This is a genomic window from Nocardioides halotolerans DSM 19273, from assembly GCF_000422805.1.
Lineage (GTDB): Bacteria > Actinomycetota > Actinomycetes > Propionibacteriales > Nocardioidaceae > Nocardioides > Nocardioides halotolerans.
Genome location: NZ_KE383922.1, coordinates 49717 through 73315 on the forward strand (window position 1 = coordinate 49717; position 23599 = coordinate 73315).

A 23599-nucleotide genomic window follows, 5' to 3' on the forward strand; every position below is an offset into this window, starting at 1 on the left:
CTCCAGCGTCGTGGCGTCGGCCGTTCGGTGCTTCCGCTCACCGTCACGAACTGGTCGTGACATCTGTCATGCCCCAGGTTCAGTGGTGCCTGCCCGCACGAAACTGGCGCTGACCGCATGGAGTTCCTTACGGTCAGCGGCAGTTTCACCGGGTACCCGGTGAAACTGCCTCAGAACGTGTGCTCGGGCCCCGGGAACGTCCCGGCCCGCACGTCGTCGGCGTACGCCTTGGCCGCCTCGAGCAGCACGCCGTGCACGTCGGCGTACTGCTTCACGAACTTCGCCATCCGGCCGGTGCGCAGGCCGAAGGCGTCCTGCCAGACCAGCACCTGGCCGTCGGTCTCGTTGCCGGCGCCGATGCCGATCGTGGGGATGCGCAGCTTGCGGGTGACCTCGCCGGCGACGTCGCCGGGGACCATCTCCATCACGACGGCGAAGGCACCGGCGTCCTGGACGGCCTCGGCGTCGGCGAGCACACGGGCCGAGGTCTCGCCGCGGCCCTGCACGCGGTAGCCGCCCAGCGCGTGCTCGGACTGCGGGGTGAAGCCGATGTGCGCCATGACCGGGATGCCGCCCCGGGTGAGGCGCTCGATCTGGGGCGCCATCTCGACGCCTCCCTCGAGCTTCACGCAGTGCGCGCCGCCCTCCTTCATGAACCGCACGGCGGTGAGGTAGGCCTGCTCGGGCGAGGCCTGGTAGGAGCCGAAGGGCAGGTCGCCGACGACCAGCGCGCGGCGCACCGACCGCGATACCGCCCGGGTGAGCGGGATCAGCTCGTCGACGGTCACCGGCAGGGACGTCTCGTTGCCGTAGACGTTGTTGGAGGCGCTGTCGCCGACCAGCAGCACGTCGATCCCGGCCTCGTCGAACGTTTGTGCGGCGTACTGCTCGTAGGCCGTGAGCATCGTGAACTTCTCGCCGCGCTCCTTCATCTCCCGGAGGTGGTGCGTGCGCACCTTCGCCGGACCCGACCTGGGGGCCGGCGCGGGGGCGTCGGCCTTGGCCGGACCGGTGCCGTAGGGGGCGGTCTCCTCGCTCATCGTCGAGCTCCCATCGTCGTCTCGCGGCTCCCGAGTGGAGTCCACGGACTACTGAAGAGGCTAGCGACGTACGCGCCGGTAGCGGGCTGTGTTTGTCGTCACGCGTACGTCGCCACCACCGCGAGGTGGTCGCTGGCGGTCCGCACCGTCACCACGTCGCTCGGCGCCGTCGGCCCGTGCACGTCGTCGACCCGCCGGGCGGGCCCGAGGGTGCCGCCCGCGTCCGGACGCGCGTCCCAGGCCGAGACCAGCCCGGGGATCCGGAAGCCGTGGAAGTTCGAGTCGCCGCAGGCGTACGTCGCGAGCCCCGCCGCCAGCGACTCGTCGACGAGCCGGAGCAGCGCGGCCGTCTCCAGCTGGTGCCGTGCGACGAGGCGGGGCCGGTCGGCGCGGAAGGCGTGGTCGGGGCCCTGCACCTGCGAGGCGAGGTGGAAGGCGATGAGCGAGACGAGGGTGCCGTCCACGAAGTCGCGCTGCACGGTGAGCCCGGCGCGCCGTGGCGGCTCCAGCCCCAGCAGCCGCCCGGAGCGGTCGGCCCGGCCCGGCGGGCTGAGTCGCCCGCTCCCGCGCACGACCCGCTCGAACCGGGTGCGTCGCGCCCCGGTCGCACAGCCGCCGAGCGCCGGTTGGTGCCACGCGTAGTCGCGGAAGCCCCGCAGCAGCCCGGCCCGCCACGGGTGCCACTCCTGGAGCGCCACCAGGTCGGGCTCGTGGTCGAGCACCGCCGCGACCGCCGCCCGGGCGTCGCGCCGGCCGAGGGTCCCGAGGACGTTGGCGGTCGCGACGACGAGCACTCAGCCAGTCTGACGTGCACCGGCGGCGTCGGCCGCGGCCTCGAGCTCGCTGACCACGATCTTGCGCATCCGCAGCATCGCCTCGGTGGCGGCGGTGGCGCGGGCCGGGTCGGGGTCTCCCATAAGCTCGTAGAGGCGTCGCGGCACGATCTGCCACGACAGCCCGAACCGGTCGCGGAGCCAGCCGCACACCGACTCCTCGCCGCCGTCGGCGGTCAGGGCGCTCCAGTAGTGGTCGACCTCGGCCTGGTCGGCGCAGGTCACCGAGAACGACACCGTCTCGGTGAAGCCGGCGTGCTCGGGCCCGCCGTTGATGCCCCGGAAGGTCAGCCCGTCGAGCGTGAACTCGCCCGCCATGACCGTGCCCGGCTCGCCCGGGCCCGCAACGGTGTAGCGGGCCAGGTGGCCGACCCGCGAGTTGGGGAAGACCGCGGTGTAGAACTCCGCGGCCTCCTCGAGCTCGTGGTCGAACCAGAGACAGGGGCTGATGGCGGTGCCGGCGGCGAGAGTCATGCGAGGTCAGACCGCGCGGCGTACGCCGACTCATCGCCAGCAGGGGTGGCGCCGCTCCTTTCCCTAGACTCGAACCGTGGACTTCTACTCGGCCTACGCCCACGGCTTCGCCCGCGTCGCCGCCTGCACGCTGGGCGTCACGATGGCCGACCCGCTGGCCAACGCCCGCGCCGTCGTGGCCGAGGCGCAGGCCTGCGACGGGGAGGGCGTCGCGGTCGCGACGTTCCCCGAGCTGTGCCTGACCGGCTACTCCGTCGAGGACCTGTTCCTCCAGGACACGCTGCTCGACGCCGTCCACGAGGCGATCGCCGAGATCGTCGCGGCGTCGGAGGCGCTCCTGGCGGTCCTCGTCGTCGGAGCGCCGCTGGCCCACGGCAACCGGGTGCTCAACACGGCGGTGGTCATCCACCGCGGCCGGGTCCTCGGGGTGGCGCCGAAGTCCTACCTGCCGACCTACCGGGAGTTCTACGAGCGCCGCTGGTTCCAGCCCGGCGACGACGTCCGCGGCACCATCGTGCTGGCCGGTCAGGAGGTGCCGATCGGGCCGGACCTGATCTTCGAGGCTTCCGACGTGCCCGGCCTGAGCCTGCACGTCGAGGTCTGCGAGGACATGTGGGTCCCGGTGCCGCCGAGCGCCGAGGCCGCGCTGGCGGGGGCGACCGTGCTCGCGAACATCTCCGGCAGCCCCATCACCATCGGCCGCGCCGAGGATCGGAGGTTGCTCGCGCGCAGCGCGTCGTCCCGATGCCTGGCGGCGTACCTGTACGCCGCCGCAGGGCAGGGCGAGTCGACGACCGACCTCAGCTGGGACGGCCAGACCATGGTCTACGAGCTCGGGGAGCTGCTCGCCGAGACCGACCGGTTCCCCGACGGGCCGCGCCGGGCCGTGGCCGACGTCGACCTCGACCGGCTGCGCCAGGAGCGGCTGCGGACGGGGACCTTCGACGACAACCGGCGCACCCACGCCGCGCGCACGACGTTCCGGCGCGTCGGCTTCGAGCTCGACCCGCCGCGCGGCGACCTCGGGCTGCGGCGGACGGTCCAGCGGTTCCCGTTCGTGCCGGCCGACGAGGAGCGCCTGGCCCAGGACTGCTACGAGGCCTACAACATCCAGGTCAGCGGGCTCGAGCAGCGGCTGCGCGCCATAGGCGACCCGAAGGTCGTCGTCGGCATCTCGGGCGGCCTCGACTCCACCCACGCGCTCATCGTCGCCGCCAACGCGATGGACCGCCTCGGGCGGCCGCGCAGCGACATCCTCGCGTTCACGCTGCCCGGCTTCGCGACGACCGAGGGCACCAAGAGCAACGCCGTGCGCCTCATGGAGGCACTCGGCACCACGCACGAGACGATCGACATCACGCCGGCCGCACGGCAGATGTTCGAGGACCTCGGCCACCCCTTCGCCAGGGGCGAGGAGGTCTACGACGTCACGTTCGAGAACGTCCAGGCCGGCCTCCGCACCGACTACCTGTTCCGCGCCGCCAACCAGCGCGGCGGCATCGTGCTCGGCACGGGCGACCTCTCCGAGCTCGCCCTGGGGTGGTGCACCTACGGCGTCGGCGACCAGATGTCGCACTACAACGTCAACGCCGGCGTGCCCAAGACCCTCATGCAGCACCTCATCCGCTGGGTGGTCACGACCAGCCAGTTCGACGAGGACACCGACGCCATCCTCGAGGCGATCCTCGACCAGGAGATCTCGCCCGAGCTGGTCCCGGCCCGCGAGGACGAGCCCGCCCAGAGCACCGAGGACGCCATCGGGCCCTACTCGCTGCAGGACTTCACGCTCTTCCAGGTGCTTCGCTACGGCTTCCGCCCCAGCAAGATCGCGTTCCTGGCGTGGCACGCCTGGCACGACATGGACGCCGGGGAGTGGCCGGCCGGCTTCCCGGAGCAGCGGCGCGTCGACTACGACCTCGCCGACATCCGGCGCTGGCTCGAGGTGTTCATCACGCGGTTCTTCGCCAGCCAGTTCAAGCGGTCCGCGCTGCCCAACGGCCCCAAGGTCAGCGCCGGCGGCACGATGAGCCCGCGCGGCGACTGGCGGATGCCCTCGGACGCGCACCCGACGGCGTGGCTGGCCGAGCTGGAGAACGTGCCGAAGAAGTAGGGCCCGCGCAGGCCCGGCGCAGCAACGGCTCTGGGCTACCCAAACTGGGGGACGCCGGTTGCCCGCCGCGCCGCGACTCGTCATGGTGGATGCCAATGTCCCCCAACATCCCCTCGCGCCGTCGCGCCCTCAACGTCCTCGCCCTGCTCCTGCCGCTGGTCCTCGCGCCGCTGCCGGGTTCCGCCCAGAACGCGCCGCCCGGCGCCGACTCTCACCGATCGAGCCGGACGCCCACGGTGTACATGAAGCTCGTCAAGCAGCAGGTGACGGCGAAGCAGCGGGCGCGCGTGAAGATCGCGCTGGGCACCCGCAGCGCCCGCTCGCACGCCCCCGGTGCGCTGCAGCGGGCGGCCCTCGGCTCGGGCAAGGTCGCGGTCGTGGTCGTGGGGAAGAAGGGCAAGCCGAGGACGATCGGCGGCACCCTCGTCAAGGGCAAGGACGTGGTCCGCCTCCCGAAGCTGAGGCCGGGCATCTACAAGGTGCGCGCCAGGTTCCTCGGCAACCAGCTGCTCGGCCGGGCCAAGTCGAAGATCCGCACCCTCAGGGTCGTCGGTGCCGGCGGCGGCGGTGGTGGCGGAGCGGCCGGCTGTGCCTCGTCCACGCCGTACTCGCCCGACGGGCCCGACGGCAGCGGCGGCTGCTTCCCCGGCACGGCCAACACCGGTCCGACCAAGGCGGCGACCGCCATGGCGACCTACTCGGGCTCGTGCACCATCAGCACGCCCAACGTCGTGATCGACTCCAAGGTGGTCAACTGCCGCACCCTGAACATCACCAGCGGCGGCAGCGGCTTCGTGCTGAGGAACTCCTACCTCAACGGCTCGATCGTCCAGTCCGGGGGCGCCGCGCCGTACACCGTCCAGGACTCGTTCATCGACAGCGGCGTCCAGTTCCCCGCCTGCAGCGACGGGAGCTGCCCGGCCGGCAAGTACGCCTGCGGTGACCTCGGCAACACGACCTCGGACTGCGGCGTCAACGGGTCGAACTTCACGATCCTGCGCACGGAGATCATCAACACCAACCGGGCGGCGTACTGCGAGCGCAACTGCCTGATCCAGGACAGCTACTTCCACGGCACGAACCTGTGGCCGGACCCGAGCAACGGCGCGCACGCCTCCTCGGTGCGCATGGAGCAGGGGCTCACGCTGCGGCACAGCTCGATCCACTGCTCGTTCACCGGACCGTTCACCAACGGTGACATCGGCTGCTCGGCGGACCTGACCGGCTACCCGGACTTCACCGCGATCAAGAACAACACGATCGACGCCAACCTGTTCGTGGCCAGCCCGCGAAGCGGATTCTGCGCCTACGGCGGCGCCACGCCCGACAAGCCCTACTCAGGTGACCCGACCAACGCCACCAACCAGAAGTTCACCAACAACGTCTTCCAGCGCGGCGCCAACCGCAAGTGCGGCTCCTACGGACCGGTGACGAACTTCGACAAGTCCCGCAGCGGCAACGCCTGGTCCGGCAACATTTGGGACGACGGGACGGCGGTCGCCGCGTCGAACTGACGCCCGCACCGACCATCCCGCCGTTTGCCTCGCCTTAGCCCGCTGCAGGTGCGGCCTTAGCGGCGCCCGCGACAACGTCTCCGTGTCAGATCAGTCGATCGCACGGAGGACTCATGAAGAAGGCACTGCTGGCGCTCGCCGCGGTGATCGTGGCGACCGCTCTCGGAGTGGGCGCCTGGGCGGCGTTCGGCGCCGAGAACGACGACGAGACCACGCAGCGCGGGACCTGCGAGGGCAGGTCGACCGAGCTGTCGGTCGAGCGTGACGAGGGCGGCGTGGAGGTCTCCTTCGAGCTGCAGTCGACCGCGGCCGGTGAGACCTGGGACGTCGTGCTCGCCCAGGGCGAGACGACCCTCCTCGAGGGCCAGCGCCAGACCGACGAGGACGGCGAGCTCGACCTCGACGCACCCGCCGCCGACGACGGCAGCGACGAGTTCACGGCCACCGCCACGCCATCCGCCGGCGGGGAGCCCTGCACCGCCACCCTCACCCGCTGATCCAGCCGATCCGAGGAGAAGACATGAACCGCACCACCGCACTGATCAGCGCCGCCACGCTCGTGGCCGCTCCGCTGTCCACCCTGCTCGTCGCCACGCCGGCGTCCGCCGACACCACCAAGCGCGGTGCGTGCGGCCAGGGGAGCTACGAGCTCCAGGTCGACCGCGAGGACCGCGAGGACGGGGGCGGCTTCGAGGTCAGTGCCGACCTCGACCGGCTCGCGCCGGGCTCGCGCTGGACCGTCGTGGTCAAGCACGACGGCGCCCGGGTCGGCAAGGTGACCCGGACCGCCGACCGGGAGGGCGAGATCGATGTCGACGTGCACCGGCCCGACACCCGGGGCCGGGACACCTTCCGCTTCAAGGCCGTGTCTGCCGGCGGCGCGAGGTGCGCCGCCACCATCACGGTCGGCTAGGACACGTTTTCAGGGCGCACCCAGCTCGACGACCACCCGGGCCCCGCCGAGAGCGGACCGACCCAGCGACAGGCCGCCACCGGACTCGGTGGCGGTCCTGTCGACTATGGAGAGCCCCAGCCCGGTCGAGCCGGCCCCGGACGTGCCGCGGCGCACGACGTCGAGGCCGTCGGGGAACCCGGGTCCGCCGTCCTCGACGGTGAGGAGCAGGCCCCCGCCGTCGCGCGGCGCCAGGGAGACGGCCACACCGGTCCCGTCCGCGGTATGGGTGAAGACGTTGTCGAGCAGCGCGTCGACCAGGGCGACGAGGTCCTCCTCCGCCGCGCGGACCGGCACCGGCCCCGGCACCGTCGATCCGAAGCGGAAGCTGCGGTCCTGCTCCTCGGCCAGCGGCTCCCAGTACCGCACCCGGTCCGAGAGCACCGCTCGTCCGTCGACGGCGGCCACCAGGCCCTCGCGCTCGGACCGTCTCGCCTCGCGCACCACGTGGTCGACCATCGCCTCGAGCTCGTCGAGGTCCGCGGAGAGCCGGGCTCGGTCGTCGGCGTCGGGCAGCCCCTCTGCGCGCAGCCGCAGCGTGGTGATCGGCGTCCGCAACCGGTGCGAGAGGTCCGCCACGCCCGCTCGCTCCCGCTCGAGCAGCACCTCGATCCGGGCGACCAGCCGGGTGAGGGCGGCGGACAGCTCGCGGACCTCCGCGGGCCCGGTCGGCTCGACCGGCCGGGTCGGGCGGTGGCCGAGCGCACCGGCGTAGGTCGCTAGCGCCCGGATCGGCTGCACGAACGAGCGGCCCAGCCGGTCGGCGAGCACCAGTGCGCCGGCGAGCAGCGCCAGGCCCAGGGCCAGCAGCACCAGCCAGCTGCGCAGGATCCCGGACTCCGTCCACCCGGGCTCGTGCACGACCACCCGGATCACGGGGGTGTTCTCGGGGCGCGCCGAGCTGCCTCCCAGGGAGACCGGAACCAGGATCTCCGCGCCGCCGTCGGCGTCGTCGAGCCGAGCCCGACCGGTCGTACGCGCGTCCGCCACGCGGTGGTCCTCGCCCGGGTCGGGCCCGAGGTCGGTCGCGTGGTCCTCGCCGGGGTAGAGGACCGTCGTGTCGATGCCAGTGCCGCGGTTGATCCGCGAGAGGTACACCTCGACGGTGCCCCGGTCGTCACCGGCGCCGGAGACCACGGTCTCGGTGGCCTGCACCTCGAGCGCGGCGCGCGAGATCCGGTCCTCGAGGGCGTAGCCGCGCAGCAGCAGCGCCATCGGCACCAGCATCGCCAGCAGCACCATCGCCACCGCCGCGGCGACCGTGGTGATCAGGCTGCGGCGCACGGCTCAGTCCTCCGGCGCGGCCAGGCGCACGCCGACGCCGCGCACGGTGTGGACGTAGCGCGGCTCGGCGGCCGTCTCACCGAGCTTGCGGCGCAGCCAGGACAGGTGCACGTCGACCGTCTTGTCCGACCCGCCCCAGGCCTGCTGCCAGACCTCCGCGAGCAGCTCCTTCTTCGTCACGACCTCGCCGGCCCGCTCGGCGAGGTGGCGGAGCAGGTCGAACTCGCGTGGGGTGAGCTCGACCGGTGTGCCGTCGAGGGTGGTGCGCCGGGCGGCCACGTCGAGCTCCAGCCCACCCACGACGAGGTTGTGCCGGGGCCTGCGGCCGCCGGCGGTGCGCCGCAGCACCGCGCGGATCCTGGCCTCGAGCTGGGTGGTCGTGTAGGGCTTCACGACGTAGTCGTCGGCTCCCGCGTCCAGGCAGCCCACCAGCGACGGGTCGTCGTCGCGGGCGCTGGCCACGATGACCGGGACCTCGCTCACCGCGCGCAGCATCGACAGCACCTGGGTGCCGTCGAGGTCGGGCAGCCCGAGGTCGAGGATCACGAGGTCGGGCCGGGTCTCGACCGCGCGCTGGAGGCCCTGCATGCCCGTCACGGCGGAGTCGACGGCGTACCCGCGCTGGTCCAGGGAGCGCATCAGCAACGGCCGGATCCGGTCGTCGTCCTCGATGATCAGCACCTGCACCACGCTGGTGAACCTAGCCGGGCCAGCCCGGCGCGAGGCCCGCCCGGCCATGCCTTAGCCGCGCCTTAGCACTGCCATAGCCCTCCGGGGGTGTTCGTCCGCGACGATGTCCGGGTGCCCCCGCCGTCGTCCCTGCGCCGCGGCCTGGTGTGGACCCTCGCGTGGCTGCTCGCGGCTGCGGCCTCGGTGGCCGTCGGCGTGGTCGTGATGGACCGCCTCGGCGCCAGCAACCGCGACCGTGGGCCGATCGGGGACAACGAGCTGATCAGGCAGGCCGAGCTCACCGAGGGGTCGGCGACCCCCGACCTGGACGCCCAGGTCGTCCGCCGCACGATCGAGGAGGAGTTCGGCGCCTTCGTGGTCGAGTGCCGCGGGATCTACGCGTTCGGCGTGGAGGCGCGCCCGGACGAGGCAGCCGGCTGGCGGACTGTCAGCTTCGAGCGCGGCCCGGACGACGACGTCGACGCCGTCTTCGCCCAGCAGGCCCGCTCGATCGACGTCGAGGTGTTCTGCAACCGCGGCGAGCCGACCGTTGCCGACATCGAGCGCAACGAGCTGCCCGAGGACGACTGTGCAGAACCCTCCACCCGCGCCCGGCAGCCGCCCGGACCCATAGGCTGGCGCCATGGGCAAGCAGGAAGACTTCGTGCTCCGGGCGCTCGAGGAGCGTGACGTCCGGTTCGTGAGGCTGTGGTTCACCGACGTGCTCGGGTTCCTCAAGTCGGTGGCCGTGGCGCCGGCCGAGCTCGAGGGCGCCTTCGCGGAGGGCATCGGCTTCGACGGGTCCGCGATCGAGGGCTTGGCCCGCGTCTACGAGTCCGACATGCTGCTCAAGCCCGACCCGTCGACGTTCCAGATCCTGCCGTGGCGCGGCGAGGGTCCGACGACGGCCCGGATGTTCTGCGACATCGCGATGCCCGACGGCTCGCCGTCGTACGCCGACCCGCGGTTCGTCCTCAAGCGCACCCTGGCCACCGCCGCCGACAAGGGGTTCACGTTCTACACCCACCCCGAGATCGAGTTCTACCTGTTCAAGAACGTGCCCGAGGCGGGCGCGGAGCCCGTGCCGGTCGACCGCAGCGGCTTCTTCGACCACACCGCGCAGAGCAAGGGGTCGGACTTCCGGCGCGAGGCCATCACCATGCTCGAGTCGATGGGGATCTCGGTGGAGTTCAGCCACCACGAGGGCGGGCCCGGCCAGCAGGAGATCGACCTGAGGTACGCCGACGCGCTCAGCACGGCCGACAACATCATGACCTTCCGCACCGTGATCCGGGAGGTGGCGCTGAGCCAGGGCATCTGGGCGACGTTCATGCCCAAGCCGTTCACCACCCACCCCGGCTCGGGCATGCACACCCACGTCAGCCTCTTCGAGGGCGACCAGAACGCGTTCTACGAGGCGGGCTCGGAGTACCAGCTCTCGAAGGTCGGCCGCCAGTTCATCGCCGGCATCCTGGCGCACGCCCAGGAGATCAGCGTGATCACCAACCAGTGGGTCAACAGCTACAAGCGGATGATGTTCGGCGGCGAGGCGCCGTCCTACGTCTGCTGGGGCCACAACAACCGCAGCGCGATGATCCGGGTGCCGATGTACAAGCCCCTCAAGGGCCAGTCGACCCGCATCGAGCTGCGCACCGTCGACGCCGCCTGCAACCCCTACCTCGCGTACGCCGTCACCCTCGCGGCCGGGATGAAGGGCATCGACCAGGGCCTCGACCTGCCGCGCGAGGCCGAGGACGACGTGTGGTCGCTCACCGACAGGGAGCGCCGCAGCCTCGGCATCGAGCCGCTGCCCAAGAGCCTCTACGAGGCGATCGAGATCGCCGAGGGCTCCGAGCTGCTGGCCGAGACCCTCGGCGAGCACGTCTTCGACTTCTTCCTCCGCAACAAGCGCGCCGAGTGGGACGAGTACCGCGGCCAGGTCTCCGCCTTCGAGCGCGACCGCATGCTCCCGGTCGTCTGAGCGCCGGCATCGCACCGTGAACGCGCGCATCCTGGTCGTGCAGCCCGAGCTCGACGACCCTCCGCACCTGTTCGGCGCCTGGCTGGAGGAGGCCGGGTGCGTGCTCGACGTCGTCCACCCGTACGCCGGCGAGGCGGTGCCCACGCTGGACGGCTACGCCGGCCTGCTCGTGATGGGCGGCGCGATGAGCGCCAACGACGACGAGGTCCTCGAGTGGATCGCCCCGGTCAAGGAGCTGGTCCGCGACGCCGTCGCCGAGGAGGTGCCCACCCTCGGGATCTGCCTGGGACACCAGCTGATCGGCAGCGCCCTCGGCGGCCGGGTCACGCCCAACCCCGCGGGGCAGCAGGTCGGGCTGATCCCGGTCGGCTGGACCGACGCGGCGCAGGACGACCGGCTCTTCGCCGGGCTCGCGACGCCGCGGCGCGGCGTCCAGTGGAACTACGACGTGGTCGTCGAGCCGCCGCCGGGCGCGGTGATCCTGGCGCAGACTGCGGGCGGCGAGATCCAGGTCGCCCGCTACGGCCCGGCCGCCTGGGGCGTCCAGCTGCATCCCGAGGTCGACGAGAGCATCGTCGGCACCTGGGTCACCGACTCCGAGCGCGGCGAGCTCGCCGGCCGCGGCCTCGACGCCGACGAGCTGCTCGGCGAGATCAAGGAGGCCAGGGAGGAGCTCGACCACGCCTGGGCGCCGCTGGCCGCGGGGTTCGCGGACATCGCGCTGGGCGCGCCCCCCGCCCGCCCGGTGCCTGGCCGGGCGGGATGAGCCACCCCACCACGGACAAGGGCCGGCTGGCGCGGCTGGGGTTCGTGGACACCGAGGCCGCGGAGGCGCGCCTCCGCGAGCTCGGGGAGGACGTCGCGGAGCCCCTGGTGGCCCTGATCGCCAGGACTGCCGAGCCCGACCTGGCGCTGCACCGGCTGGTCGACCTCGTCGAGGCGCAGGACGACGCCGCGCCGATGCTCCGGGCGGTGGTCGACGACGAGGGCACCGCGATGCGGCTGCTGTCGGTGCTCGGGGCGAGCGAGGCGCTCGCCGACCACCTCTGCCGCCACCCCGAGCACTGGCGCGAGCTCACCGACCCGACGATGGGCTCGACCCGCCCCGCGGCGTACGCCGTCCGCGAGAGCCTGCTGCGCAGCGTCGGCGCCGATCCGCACGACGACCAACCGGTCGCGACCCGGCCCGACGACGAGGCGGTGGACGCCCTGCGGGTCGACTACCGACGCCAGCTGCTCCGCCTCGCCTCCCGCGACCTGACCCACCACCTCGGGGTCGACGACGCCGCGGCCGAGCTGTCCGACCTGGCCGCCGGCACCCTCGACGCGGCCCTCGCCGTGGCGCGGCAGCGGGTGGGTGCCGACGCGGCGCAGGCCCGGCTCGCGGTCGTCGCGATGGGCAAGTGCGGGGGCCACGAGCTCAACTACGTCTCCGACGTGGACGTGATCTTCGTGCACGAGCCCAGCCAGGCGGGGGAGGGCGGTGCCGACCCGGACGTCGCGCTCAAGGTCGCCACCCAGCTGGCCAGCCACCTCATGCGGATCTGCTCGGAGCAGACCGGCGAGGGCACGATCTGGCCGGTGGACGCGGCGCTGCGGCCCGAGGGCAAGGCCGGCCCCCTGACCCGCACGCTCGCCAGCCACCGGGGCTACTACGAGCGCTGGGCGAGCACGTGGGAGTTCCAGGCGCTGCTCAAGGCCCGCGCGGTGGCCGGCGACCTCGCGCTCGGGCGGGCCTACGTCGACATGGTCCAGCCCCTGGTGTGGAGCGCGGTCGAGCGCGAGGGGTTCGTCGAGGACACCCAGGCCATGCGCCGCCGGGTGATCGAGCACATCCCGGCCCACCACGCCGAGCGGCAGCTCAAGCTCGGCTCCGGCGGGCTGCGCGACGTCGAGTTCGCCGTGCAGCTGCTCCAGCTGGTGCACGGCCGGGCCGACCCCGAGATCCGCCAGCCCACGACGCTCAGCGCGCTGGCCGCGCTCACCCGCCTCGGCTACGTCGGCCGCGAGGACGGCGAGGCGCTGCGCGACGCCTACGCGTTCCTCCGCACGCTCGAGCACCGGATCCAGCTCTTCCAGCTGCGCCGCACCCACGTCGTACCGGAGGACGAGCGGTCGCTGCGCCGGCTGGGGCGGAGCATGGGCTACGCCAAGGAGCCGGTCGAGACCCTCGACCGCGAGTGGCAGCACCACCGGCGCGAGGTGCGCCGGCTGCACGAGAAGCTCTTCTACCGTCCGCTGCTCACCGCGGTCGCCCGGCTGGCCGGCGACGAGGCGCGGCTCACGCCCGAGGCCGCCTCGCAGCGGCTCGCGGCCCTCGGCTTCGCGGACCCCGGCGCAGCGCTGCGCCACCTCGAGGCGCTGACGTCAGGGGTCACCCGCACCTCCAACATCCAGCGGCAGCTGCTGCCGGCCATGCTCGACTGGTTCGCCGAGGCGCCCGACCCCGACGCCGGGCTGTCGGGCTTCCGCCGCCTCAGCGAGGCCCTCGGCCGGACGCCGTGGTACCTCAAGACGCTGCGCGACGAGGGTGAGGTCGCCGAGCGGCTCGCGAAGCTGCTGGCCACCTCCCGCTACGTGTCCGACCTGCTCGAGAAGGAGCCGGCCGGCGTCCGGATGCTGGGGGAGGACCTCACCCCGCTCGGTGCCGAGCAGTACAACCAGCTCGTCGTCGACGAGATGCGCTCGGCCGGCGGCCGGCGCGAGGACGCCGAGGAGGCGGTGCGCGCGGTCCGCGCCGTCCGCCGCCGCGAGCTGTTCCGCGTCGCGGCCGGCGACGCCCTCGGGCTCGTCGACGTGGCCGACGTGGGCGCCGCGCTGTCCCGGATCACCGACGCGACGCTCGAGGCCACGCTGCAGGTGGTGCTCGCCTCGGTCGCCCGGGCCAAGGGCCACGACGAGCCGCCGGCCCGGATGGCACTGATCGCGATGGGCCGCTACGGCGGCTTCGAGCTGTCCTACGGCAGCGACGCCGACGTGCTGTTCGTGCACGAGGCGGCCGAGGGGGTCGACCAGCACGAGGCGTCGTCGTACGCCCTCGCGGTGGCCAACGAGCTGCGCCGCCTCCTCGCGCTGCCGGGCGGCGACCCGCCGCTCGAGGTCGACGCCGGGCTGCGGCCCGAGGGCAAGCAAGGACCGCTCTCGCGGAGCCTGGAGTCGCACGCGGCCTACTACGCCAAGTGGTCGAAGGTGTGGGAGGCCCAGGCACTGCTGCGCGCCGACGCGGTCGTGGGCGACCCGGGGCTGCGGCAGCGGTTCGTCGAGCTCGTCGACCCGCTGCGCTACCCCGAGCCGGGGGCCTCGGGCACGGGGCTGAGCGACGACGACGTCATCGAGGTGCGCCGCATCAAGGCCCGCGTCGACCAGGAGCGCCTGCCGCGCGGCGCCGACCCCGCCAGTCACCTCAAGCTGGGCCGCGGCGGTCTCGCCGACATCGAGTGGACCGTGCAGCTGCTGCAGATGCAGTACGCCGCGACGGTGCCGGGCCTGCGCACCTCGCGGACCCTCGACGCGCTCGTCGCGGCGCGCGACGCCGAGCTGCTGTCGGCGTCCGACGCCGAGACGCTCGTGCGCGGCTGGCGCTGGGTCAGCCGGGTGCGCAACGCGATCACGCTGGTGCGCGGTCGCGGCAGCGACCAGCTGCCCCGTGACATCCGCGAGCGGGCCGCGGTCGCGAACGTGCTGGGCTACCCGGCCGGCGCCACGGACGAGATGGTCAACGACCACCTGCGGACCATGCGGGTCTCGCGCACGGTGGTCGACCGGGTCTTCTGGGATGACTGAACCCACGCTGCGGGTCCACCAGCAGGAGGCGCTCGCCGCGCTCGGCACGGCCTGGGCCGCCGGTCGGACCCGCGCGTGGGTGGCGCTCCCGCCCGGTGCCGGCAAGACGCTGGTCGGGCTGATGACCGTGCGCGACCGGATCGCCGCCGGCGCCGTCGGCAAGGCCGTCGTGCTCGGCCCGAACACCGCGATCCAGGGCCAGTGGGCCGCCCAGGGAGCCGCGCTGGGCATCGACGTCAGCACCGACCGGTCCCTCGACCACCCGCTCACGGCGCTGACCTACCAGGCGCTGGCCGTCTTCGACCCCGACGACGAGGTCGACGACGACGGCGCCGAGTCGGCGCTACTGATGAGCAGTAACGACGACTCGCCGTCGAACGACATGTCGTCGACGACGAACGAGCTATCGGATGATGCCGAGTCGGCGTTACCGATGAGCAGTAGCGCCGACTCGGCGTCCGGTGGCGGCTCGCTGCTCGACCGGCTGCACCCGAACGGCCGGGTGTTCGTCGAGCAGCTGAAGGGCGCCGGACCGCTGCTGCTCGTGCTCGACGAGTGCCACCACCTGCTCGAGGTCTGGGGGCGGCTGATCGGCGAGCTGCTCGACCAGCTGCCCCACGCGATGGTCCTCGGGCTCACGGCGACCCCGCCCGAGGCGCTCACCGCCGACCAGGCCCTCCTGGTCGCCGAGCTGTTCGGCACGCCCCTCTACCGCGTCTCCATCCCGGCCGTGGTCAAGGCCGGCGACCTGGCGCCGTTCGTCGAGCTGGCCTGGCTGACCACGCCCACGCCGAGTGAGGACGACTGGCTCAAGCAGGAGGCCGAGCGGTTCCGCGAGCTGGTCACCCAGCTCACCGACCCGACGTTCGGCTCGATGCCGTTCCTGCAGTGGCTCGACGCGCGGTTCGTGGCCAGCCGGTCGCCGTGGCTGACGCTGGTCAAGGAGCAGCCGGACGTCTGCCGCGCGGTGCTGCGCCTCCACCACGTCGGCATGATCGGCCTGCCCTCGGGCGCCCGGATGCAGGAGGAGCACCGGTCGGCGCCGACGGCCGACGACTGGGTGCTGCTCGTCGACGACTGGCTGACGGGCCGGCTCACGAAGACGGGGCTGCCCGAGGACGAGCAGGTCGTCGAGGCCGTACGCCGCGCGCTGCCGTCGGTGGGCTACCAGTGGACCAAGCGCGGCATCCGCCGCGGGCGCAGCCCGGTCGACCGGGTGCTGGCGCGGTCGGCGTCGAAGACCACCGCCGTGGTCGAGATCTGCGCGCACGAGCACCTCAACCTCGCCGAGCGGATGCGGATGCTGGTGCTCTGCGACCACGAGCGCGCCGGGGCGACGCTGCCGGCCGACCTGACCGGTGTCATCGACCAGCAGGCCGGGTCCGCTCACGCCATGCTCGAGGCATTGGCCGCCGCACCCGAGACCAGCGGTCTCCACCCGGTGCTGGTCACCGGCAGGACCGTGGCCGGGGCGGCCGCGACGCTGCAGGCCTTCCTCGCGTGGCTCCCCGACCGCGCGCTCGCCGGGTCACTGCGGATCGAGCCGCTCTCCGAGGACTCCACCCTGCAGCAGCTCGTCGGGCCGTGGCAGCCGCGGCAGTGGGTCGGGCTGCTGACGTCGTACTTCCAGGACGGCCACTGCCAGGTGATGGTCGGCACCCGGGCCCTGCTCGGCGAGGGCTGGGACGCCAAGCGGATCACCGGGCTCGCCGACGTCACCGCGGTCACGACGATCACCTCGGTCGTGCAGACCCGGGGCCGCGCGCTGCGCACCGACCCGCTGTGGCCGGAGAAGGTCGCGGTGAACTGGTCGCTTGTCTGCATCTCCGACCAGCACCCCAAGGGCGGCAACGACTGGGACCGGCTGGTCCGCAAGCACACGGGCTACTTCGGCATCGACCCCGAGGGCCAGGTCGTCGACGGTGTCGCGCACCTCGACCCGCTGTTCTCGCCGTTCGTGCCGCCGCTGGTCGCCGAGCTCGACGCGGTCAACGCACGCGCGACCGTGCGCAGCGAGCAGCGCGCGAGGATCCGCGAGCAGTGGCAGGTCGGGCAGCCGTACGTCGACACCGCGGTCTACGGCATCCGGATCAAGGAGCGGGCCCCCGACGGGCTGAGGGCGGGCGGCTTCGGGCTCGGCAGCGGCCCGGCGGACGTCGTGCTGCGGCCCGACGCCGCCGAGCTGCGCGGCCTGCGCCGGCACGCGGCCCGCGACCGCGCCAGCTCGCTGCTCGTGGGCGCCGGCGTGCTCACGGCGCTCGTCGCCGGTGTCGCCGGCGCACCGCTGGTGCTGGCCGGGGGAGTGCTGGCCGCCCTCGGGTTCGGAGCCATCAGGGTGCGCAGCCACTTGCGCCACGGCGAGGAGCTGCTGCACGGCGCCGCGGAGGCCCCGTCGGTCATCCGCATCGCGTCCGCCGTCGCCGACGGACTGCTCGCCGCCGGGCTGGTCCGCCGCGGCGCCGACTCGGTCGAGGTGGCGCTCGACGCCGACGGCGAGTACCGCTGCGTCCTGCACGGCGTCGACGAGGTCGAGGCCGAGGTGTTCGCGACCGCGCTCGACGAGGCGGTCTCGCCGATCAACCTGCCGCGCTACCTCCTCCCGCGTTGGGTCCGGACCCGCCGCGAGGTGACGTGGTGGCGCTCCCTGTGGGCGGGCTTCGGTCGCCTGAGGCCCGACGGCGTCGTCTGGCACGCCGTGCCGTCCGTGCTCGGCCTCAACGCCGAGCGCGCCGCGGCGTACGCGAAGGCCTGGGACCACTGGGTCGGCGGCGGCGACCCCGTCTACACCGGCTCGCCCGAGGGCCAGGGCATCCTGGCCGGCCAGCAGGGCACCGACCCGTTCGCGGCCAGCACCGTCATGCGGAGGCAGTGGGGCTGAGAAGCAGCCTTCGAGGCACCGGGCAGGATGGGCCCATGACCGCCGACGCCACGAAGGCCAAGGGAGCCGAGCTGCTCCGCCTCCACCGGGACGAGACGCTGCTGACGGTGGTCAACGTCTGGGACGTCGTCACCGCGAAGGTGGTCGCGAGCACCGACGGCACCACGGCGCTGGCGACGGCGAGCCACTCGATCGCGGCGAGCTTCGGCTACGAGGACGGCGAGAACATCCCGCTCGACCTCATGCTCGAGCAGGTCGGGCGGATCGTGGCCTCGACCGACCTCCCGGTCACGGCCGACCTGGAGGGCGGCTACGGCAACGCACCCGAGACGATCCGGCGGGCGATCGGGCTGGGCGTGGTGGGAGCAAACATCGAGGACCAGCTCAAGCCGCTCTCCGAGGCCGCCCGGCAGGTCGAGGACGTCATGAAGGTCGCCGAGGAGGAGGGTGTCGACTTCGTGCTCAACGCGCGCACCGACGCGTTCGCGCTCAACCGCGACGGAGACCCGGCCGAGAACCTCGCGAACGCCATCGAGCGCGGCAGGGCCTACCTCGACGCGGGGGCGCCGGTGGTCTTCGTGCCCGCGGTCCTCAGCGAGGAGCAGATCCTGGCGCTGGTCGATGCGTTCGGGCCGCAGCGGCTCACGACGATCGGCATCCCCGGCAACCCGCCCCGCGACTGGCAGCAGGCCCACGGGGTGGCGCGCACGTCGTACGGCCCGTTGTCGCTCAACGTCGCGCTCACCGCGCTGCGGGAGCTGGTCGAGGAGGTGCATCGCGGGGGCGGTACGCCGGCCGACCTGCGCATCCTCGCCTGAGTCCCGCCGGGCGGCGGCCCGCTGCAAGGACGCTGCAACCGCCGCGCGCGACGGTGCTCGCATGACCTCCGCAGCGCACCCCGTCGACCGCCTCTTGGCCGAGATCGCCGCCGGGCAGGGCATCAGCACCGACACCTGGAGCGACGAGGCGACACTCGACGCGACCGTGCCGCACTGGCGGTTCGAGTGCGCGGGCGCCCACGCGGTCGCGGCGCAGCTCTCCGGGTGGTACGACGCACCGACCGCCCTCGAGTCCGTGGTGCGCCGGCCCATCCCCGGAGGCGAGGCCGTCGAGCTCGACCTGAGCTGGGTGGAGGGCGGCGTCCCGCACGCCGCGCACCAGGTCCACCTGCTCACCGTGGACGGCGACCGGCTCAGCCACGACACTGTCTTCTGCGGCGGCCGGTGGCCGGCCGGACTGCTGGCCGAGATGGAGGCCGCCCGTGCCTGAGACCGTCGTCCCGTGGGTCGCCGGGAGCCTCGAGGAGCTCGTGGCCGGCGCCACCGAGCGGGTCGAGGTCCGCCCGAGCGACGCCAAATCCGGAGCCCGCTTCGAGCGGCTCGTCGTCGACGGCGAGCGGCTCTTCCTCAAGTCCCTCTCGGCCGCGGACGACTGGATCATGCGGGTCACCGGCAACACCTCCCACTGGGAGCTGAGGGTCTGGCAGGCCGGGCTCTACGCCGACACCCCACGCGTCATCGACCACACGATCCGCGGCATGGCGCTCGACGGCGACCGGCTGTCGATCCTCATGACGGACTGCGGCGACGACCTGGTGCCGCCCGGCGACGACCCGGTCCCCGGCACGCACCACGCCGACTTCCTCGACGCCATGGCGGCGATGCACGCCCACTTCCTCGGCTGGCACGACGAGCTCGGCCTCTACGACCTGTCGCGCCGTTGGCTGTTCTTCGCGCCCGGGACGATCGCTCCCGAGCTGGCCGCGCCCGACGTGCCGGGCCCGATCGCGGTCGCACACCAGGGCTGGGGGCTGCTGCCCGAGCGGGCGCCGCGCCTGCACGACCTGGTCACCGCCGTGCACCGCGACCCCGTCCCGCTCAGCGACGCGCTGCGCGCCACGCCGCTCACCTTCGTCGGCGGCGACTGGAAGCTCGGCAACGTCGGGCACCGCCCCGACCGGCGCACGATCCTGCTCGACTGGGCCTACCCCGGCGAGGCCCCGCCGTGCTGGGACCTCGCGTGGTACCTCGCGCTCAACCGCGCCCGGCTCCCCGAGAGCAAGGAGGCGACCATCGAGCGCTACCGCGGCCGGCTCGAGGCGCACGGAGTCGCGACCGGCGACTGGTGGGAGCGCCAGCTGGGCCTGAGCCTGGTCGGCATGGCCGCCGTCATCGCGTGGGAGAAGGCCGTCGGCGACCAGGCCGAGCTCGACTGGTGGGAGCGGGCCGCGCTGGACGGCGCGAGGTGGCTCTGACCCGTCCGTACGCCGGCCAGGCCGAGGCCTGGGCCGACGGCGCCGCGCTCGCCTACGGGCCCCTGGCCCGGCACCTGGTGGCGCGCTCGCCGTTCGAGGTCGCCGGCGTGCGCGCCCTCGACGCCGGCGCCGGGTCGGGCGCCGCGGGTGACGCGCTGCGGGCGGCCGGAGCCCAGCTCGTCTCGGCCGACCGCGAGCCCGACATGGCGCGCTGGGTCGCCGGCCCGGCGGTCGCCGCCGACGTCACCGCGCTGCCGTTCCGTGACGGTGCCTTCGACCTCGTGGTCGCGGCGTTCGTCGTCAACCACCTCCCCGACCCGGTGCGCGGGCTGGCCGAGCTGCGCCGGGTCACCCGGTCGGGGGGCGCGGTCCTGGCGTCGACGTTCTCGGTGCACCGGGCGCCGGCGAAGGGCGCGGTCGACCAGGTCGCCGCGCGGCACGGCTTCGTGGCGCCCGCCTGGTACGCCGACCTGCAGGCCTGCGCGCACGCCGTGGGCGGTGCCCGGGTGGTCGAGGCGGCGCTGGCCGAGGCCGGCTTCGTGCGCTGGACGGTCGTGGAGGAGCCGGTCGACCTCGGCCTGGACGAGCCAGCGGACGTGGTCCGCTACCGCCTGTCGATGCCACACCTGCACCGGTTCGTCCGCGCGCTGCCCGTGCGCGAGGCCCAGGACCTCGAGGCCGAGGCCGTCGAGGCGGTGCGGGCCACGGGTGAGACGTTCGCACCGGTCGTGGTCGAGGCGGTCGCGATCGCCTGATCAGCCGAGCCGGGCCGACGCCACCGCCCGGAACGCCGGGCCGCGCTCCGCGGCCTCGCGGGCGACGTGCTCGGCCAGCCGTGCGGCCGTCGCGCGCGCGTGCTCCGACCCGGTCGCTTCGGCGACGTCGGCCGCGAGCCACCAGCCCTCGAGCGCGGCCACCGCCGCAAGCGCGTCGAGGTCGGCGGTGAGTGTCGCGTCGTCGTACGCCGTGCGCGACCGGGCCTGCGCGACCGCACGGACGAGCCGGCCGAGCGCGGCGTACCGCGCGTCGCCCCTCTCCTCCGCAGCGACGACCACCTCGTCCGCCGCGTCGAGCGCCGCCCCGGCGTCGTGCTCGGCGAGCGCCAGGCGCGCCAGCAGCAGGCCACGGCGCTGGTCGAAGCGCCACTTGTTGTGGAACCAGCGCGCCCCGGACTCGACCTCCGCGACCGCGAGCCGGTCGGCCGCCCCCGCGAGGTCGCCGGCGCGCAGGAGGCAGTCCGCGACGTCGAGGTGGCACTGGGCGAGGATCTCCTGCGACCCCGCCAGGTCGAGCCCGGTCAGCGCGAGCTCCTCGGCGGACGGGTCGCCGAGGTTGCGCAGGACCCAGCTGCGGTAGGTGTGCTGGACGCCGGCGTACCTCACGCCGGTGCCGCGGCGCTCGATCTCCTCCTCCAGCCGGAGGAGCACCCGCAGCGCATCGGCGCTCCGGCCCAGCAGCCCGTAGGCGTGCGCGGTCATCTGCAGGGTGTGCTCGACCCAGAACCCCTGCCCGCCGCGGCGCGCCTCCGCCCCGAGCATCGGCTCGAGGGCGGCCAAGCCCTCTGCGGGTCGGCCCTGGTGGACCCGCAGCACGCCCGTCCACGCCGCCAGGCCGAGCTCCGGCGGAGCGCCCTCGGCCTCGCCGAGCACGGCCTCGGCCGCGCGCAGGTCGCCGTTCCCGCGGTGGCCGAAGGCGACCGCGATGAGGCTGCTCCCGCGGATGGTCGGATCGGAGGACGCACCGGCCGCTGCCCGGCCGAGCCGGACGGCGCCGTCGAGGTCGTGCCGGTTGCGCGCCGCCCAGGCCCGCAGCTCGAGCGCCTCCCCGGTCGCGTCGGTCGCCATCGCGGCCACGGCGTCGGCATCGGCGCCGTCGAGGTCGCCGCGCGACATCCGAACCCGGCTCCGCCGCAGCCGCAGGCCCACCGTGTCGTGCAGCCCGACCGCCTCGTCGAGGAGCCGCTCGGCACCGGCCAGGTCCAGCCTGCTCAGGGCGACGTCGGCGGCGAGCGCGAGCCCCTCGGCGGCCACCGCCCGGTCGCCGCCCTCCCGGGCGTGCCGCGCGAGCTCGAGGGGGTGGGTGTCCGGGCGCGCGCGGAGCACCTCGGCCGCCCGCCGATGCAGCCACGCCCGGCGTGCCGGCGTGGCCCCCGCGGCCACCGCGAGGCGGACCAGCTCGTGGCGGAACGCCAGCACCCCCTCACGCTCGACGAGGAACGCCTGGCCGGTGCCGACGTCGAGCGCCTCGAGCACGTCCATCGGCGCGGAGCCGAGCACCGCGGCGAGCAGGTCGAGGTCGATCGTGGCGCCGAGCACGGCGGCGGCGCGCAGCGTGGCCTCGGCCGGGCCGGTACGCCGAAGCCGGGTGGCGACCGCCTCGCGCAGCGAGCCCGGGACCTCGGCCTGGCCGCCCTCGGCGCGGGCGAGCTCGGTGAGCAGGAGCGGGTTGCCGCCGCTGCGGGCGAGCAGGTCGGCCGCCCGGTCGGGGCCCACGAGCTCCGCCGCCTCGGCGGCGTCCAGCGGGCCGACGGCGATCGAGCTGTCCGCGTCGAGTCCCACCGCGGCGGGGTCGCGCACCGCCACGACCACGAGCAGGGACAGCTCGCGGCGCCGGCGCACGTGTGCTAGCCAGGCCCACGTCACCGGGTCCGCGCCGTCGGCGTCGTCGAGCACCAGGGCCGTGGCGACGCCGTCGGGCAGCGACCGCACGGCGTCGTCGAGGTGCGCGAACACCGCGAGGCTGAGGGCGTCGGTCGTGGCGCCAGGCCCGGGCAGGGCGCTCGCGGTCGACCACCGGTCCGGTGCCACGTCGGCGAGCCGGTCGGCCAGCGCGTCGAGCACCGGCTGCAGGGCGAGCTCACCCTCCTCGGCCCGTCCTCGGAGCACGACCGCACCGCGGGCCCCGGCCACGGCTGCCCAGCGGTCGAGGAGCGCGGTCTTGCCGACGCCGGGCTCGCCGCTGACCACGACGATCCGCGCCCCCGCCCGCGCGGCCCCGAGCTCGACGTCGAGGGCGTGCAGCTCCTCGACCCGGCCCACCAGCCCGGTCGAGCCGGTCGGCCCGCTGACGGTGGGTGATGGGGCGAGCGACCGGTCCTCTCGCAGCAGCTCCTCGTGGAGCGCGCGGGTCTCGGCCGACGGGTCGACGCCGAGCTCCTCGGCGAGCAGCTCCCTGACCCGGGCGAACTCGGCGAGCGCCGACGCGGGTCGGCCGGCGGCGGCGTGGGCGCGCATCAGGGTGCGCAGCGCCGCCTCGTCGTACGGGTCGGCCCGCAGCGCCTCGGCCGCGTGGGCCGCAGCGTCGCCGACCTGGCCGGTGGCCAGGGCCGCGCTCGCCGCGACCCGGCGTACGTCGGCCACCGCGGCGCGCGCAACCGTCCGCGCCTCGGCCGCCCACTCGGCGTCCGGCTCGTCGGCCAAGAGAGGGCCGCGCACGAGCGCGAGGGCGGCCTCGGCGGCGGTCCGGGCGCCGACCGCGTCGCCGGTGTCGGCCCGCCGGCCGGCCTCGCGGGTGAGGACGTCGAGCTCAGCCACGTCCCACCAGTCGGCCAGCAGCGCGTAGCCGCCGTCGCGGCGCTCGACCCTGTCCGCGCCGATCGCGGACCGGGCCCGGCTGACGAGCACGTGCAGGTCGCGGTCGGGCTGGGCCGGGCGCCGCACCGGCCAGACGGCCTCGACCAGGCTGTCCGCGCTGACCGTCGCGCCGCGCTCGAGCGCCAGCCGCTTGAGCAGCGTGCGGGCCTGCCGGCTGCGCAGCGCGTCGAGCTCGGCGCCGTCGAGGCGGAACTCGCCGAGCAGCCGCACGCCGAGCCGGTCGTTCACCCGCGA

The 23599-nt window shown here is 74.1% G+C and carries 19 protein-coding genes; 13 read left to right on the forward strand and 6 right to left on the reverse strand.

Annotated elements, in window-relative coordinates:
- Window positions 1-170: 170 nt before the first annotated feature.
- From panB to G514_RS0110935, 3 genes are all read right to left on the reverse strand, one after another.
- On the reverse strand, window positions 171-1040 hold the full coding sequence (gene panB, locus G514_RS0110925; protein WP_028651774.1) for a 3-methyl-2-oxobutanoate hydroxymethyltransferase: 870 nt from the start codon (window positions 1038-1040) through the stop codon (window positions 171-173).
- Between the two features lie 98 nt (window positions 1041-1138).
- On the reverse strand, window positions 1139-1834 hold the full coding sequence (locus G514_RS0110930; protein ID WP_028651775.1) for a hypothetical protein: 696 nt from the start codon (window positions 1832-1834) through the stop codon (window positions 1139-1141).
- On the reverse strand, window positions 1835-2347 hold the full coding sequence (locus tag G514_RS0110935) for a VOC family protein (RefSeq protein WP_028651776.1): 513 nt from the start codon (window positions 2345-2347) through the stop codon (window positions 1835-1837). It lies immediately after the preceding gene.
- 76 nt (window positions 2348-2423) lie between these two features.
- Here G514_RS0110935 and G514_RS0110940 point away from each other — a divergent pair, with 76 nt between their 5' ends.
- The 4 genes from G514_RS0110940 (at window position 2424) to G514_RS0110955 (ending at window position 6884) form a co-directional block, all read left to right on the forward strand.
- On the forward strand, window positions 2424-4457 hold the full coding sequence (locus G514_RS0110940) for an NAD(+) synthase (RefSeq protein WP_028651777.1): 2034 nt from the start codon (window positions 2424-2426) through the stop codon (window positions 4455-4457).
- 95 nt (window positions 4458-4552) lie between these two features.
- Complete coding sequence (locus G514_RS0110945; RefSeq protein WP_028651778.1) at window positions 4553-5971, forward strand: hypothetical protein; 1419 nt, start codon at window positions 4553-4555, stop codon at window positions 5969-5971.
- Window positions 5972-6084: 113 nt separating this feature from the next.
- On the forward strand, window positions 6085-6468 hold the full coding sequence (locus G514_RS0110950; RefSeq protein WP_028651779.1) for a hypothetical protein: 384 nt from the start codon (window positions 6085-6087) through the stop codon (window positions 6466-6468).
- A gap of 23 nt (window positions 6469-6491) precedes the next feature.
- On the forward strand, window positions 6492-6884 hold the full coding sequence (locus tag G514_RS0110955; protein ID WP_028651780.1) for a hypothetical protein: 393 nt from the start codon (window positions 6492-6494) through the stop codon (window positions 6882-6884).
- 9 nt (window positions 6885-6893) lie between these two features.
- Here G514_RS0110955 and G514_RS0110960 read toward each other — a convergent pair whose 3' ends face one another.
- Together G514_RS0110960 and G514_RS0110965 are read right to left on the reverse strand one after the other, a co-directional pair.
- Entirely contained in the window at window positions 6894-8207 is a 1314-nt protein-coding gene (locus G514_RS0110960) for a sensor histidine kinase (protein WP_028651781.1), read from the reverse strand.
- Between the two features lie 3 nt (window positions 8208-8210).
- A complete protein-coding gene (locus tag G514_RS0110965; RefSeq protein WP_028651782.1) occupies window positions 8211-8897 on the reverse strand; it encodes a response regulator transcription factor in 687 nt (228 codons plus the stop codon).
- A gap of 111 nt (window positions 8898-9008) precedes the next feature.
- On the opposite strand from G514_RS0110965, the gene G514_RS0110970 reads away from it, so the two are divergent.
- From G514_RS0110970 to G514_RS30665, 9 genes are all read left to right on the forward strand, one after another.
- Window positions 9009-9566, forward strand: coding sequence for a hypothetical protein (locus tag G514_RS0110970; RefSeq protein ID WP_028651783.1), 558 nt, complete (start codon window positions 9009-9011; stop codon window positions 9564-9566).
- Window positions 9520-10857, forward strand: coding sequence for a type I glutamate--ammonia ligase (glnA, locus tag G514_RS0110975; RefSeq protein ID WP_028651784.1), 1338 nt, complete (start codon window positions 9520-9522; stop codon window positions 10855-10857). Before G514_RS0110970 ends, glnA begins: the two co-directional genes overlap by 47 nt.
- A 16-nt stretch (window positions 10858-10873) precedes the next feature.
- Complete coding sequence (locus G514_RS26200) at window positions 10874-11623, forward strand: type 1 glutamine amidotransferase (protein WP_051247335.1); 750 nt, start codon at window positions 10874-10876, stop codon at window positions 11621-11623.
- The gene (locus tag G514_RS0110985; protein ID WP_028651785.1) at window positions 11620-14640 is read left to right on the forward strand and encodes a bifunctional [glutamine synthetase] adenylyltransferase/[glutamine synthetase]-adenylyl-L-tyrosine phosphorylase; all 3021 of its coding nucleotides are present in this window, start codon (window positions 11620-11622) and stop codon (window positions 14638-14640) included. The genes G514_RS26200 and G514_RS0110985 overlap by 4 nt, the downstream gene beginning before the upstream one ends.
- On the forward strand, window positions 14633-17518 hold the full coding sequence (locus G514_RS26205; RefSeq protein ID WP_036564576.1) for a DEAD/DEAH box helicase family protein: 2886 nt from the start codon (window positions 14633-14635) through the stop codon (window positions 17516-17518). The genes G514_RS0110985 and G514_RS26205 overlap by 8 nt, the downstream gene beginning before the upstream one ends.
- Before the next feature lie 35 nt (window positions 17519-17553).
- A complete protein-coding gene (locus G514_RS0110995) occupies window positions 17554-18336 on the forward strand; it encodes an isocitrate lyase/PEP mutase family protein (RefSeq protein ID WP_028651786.1) in 783 nt (260 codons plus the stop codon).
- A 61-nt stretch (window positions 18337-18397) separates the two neighbouring features.
- A complete protein-coding gene (locus G514_RS0111000; protein WP_028651787.1) occupies window positions 18398-18787 on the forward strand; it encodes a sigma-70 family RNA polymerase sigma factor family protein in 390 nt (129 codons plus the stop codon).
- Window positions 18780-19772: a hypothetical protein gene (locus G514_RS30660; RefSeq protein ID WP_028651788.1), complete on the forward strand. Its 993-nt coding sequence runs from the start codon at window positions 18780-18782 to the stop codon at window positions 19770-19772. The genes G514_RS0111000 and G514_RS30660 overlap by 8 nt, the downstream gene beginning before the upstream one ends.
- Window positions 19763-20527, forward strand: a complete 765-nt coding sequence (locus G514_RS30665) for a class I SAM-dependent methyltransferase (RefSeq protein WP_051247337.1) — start codon at window positions 19763-19765, stop codon at window positions 20525-20527. Before G514_RS30660 ends, G514_RS30665 begins: the two co-directional genes overlap by 10 nt.
- Here the strand turns inward: G514_RS30665 and G514_RS0111015 are convergent, their stop codons facing one another.
- Window positions 20528-23593: an ATP-binding protein gene (locus tag G514_RS0111015; protein WP_169576401.1), complete on the reverse strand. Its 3066-nt coding sequence runs from the start codon at window positions 23591-23593 to the stop codon at window positions 20528-20530. It lies immediately after the preceding gene.
- Window positions 23594-23599: the final 6 nt, after the last annotated feature.

Coding starts and splice junctions, on each gene's coding strand:
- G514_RS0110945 (WP_028651778.1), top strand. CDS start 4,553: ATGTCCCCCAACATCCCCTCGCGCCGTCGCGCCCTCAACGTCCTCGCC.
- glnA (WP_028651784.1), top strand. CDS start 9,520: ATGGGCAAGCAGGAAGACTTCGTGCTCCGGGCGCTCGAGGAGCGTGAC.
- G514_RS0110935 (WP_028651776.1), bottom strand. CDS start 2,347: ATGACTCTCGCCGCCGGCACCGCCATCAGCCCCTGTCTCTGGTTCGAC.
- G514_RS0111000 (WP_028651787.1), top strand. CDS start 18,398: ATGACCTCCGCAGCGCACCCCGTCGACCGCCTCTTGGCCGAGATCGCC.
- G514_RS0110955 (WP_028651780.1), top strand. CDS start 6,492: ATGAACCGCACCACCGCACTGATCAGCGCCGCCACGCTCGTGGCCGCT.
- G514_RS26205 (WP_036564576.1), top strand. CDS start 14,633: ATGACTGAACCCACGCTGCGGGTCCACCAGCAGGAGGCGCTCGCCGCG.
- G514_RS0110985 (WP_028651785.1), top strand. CDS start 11,620: ATGAGCCACCCCACCACGGACAAGGGCCGGCTGGCGCGGCTGGGGTTC.
- G514_RS0110995 (WP_028651786.1), top strand. CDS start 17,554: ATGACCGCCGACGCCACGAAGGCCAAGGGAGCCGAGCTGCTCCGCCTC.
- panB (WP_028651774.1), bottom strand. CDS start 1,040: ATGAGCGAGGAGACCGCCCCCTACGGCACCGGTCCGGCCAAGGCCGAC.
- G514_RS0110950 (WP_028651779.1), top strand. CDS start 6,085: ATGAAGAAGGCACTGCTGGCGCTCGCCGCGGTGATCGTGGCGACCGCT.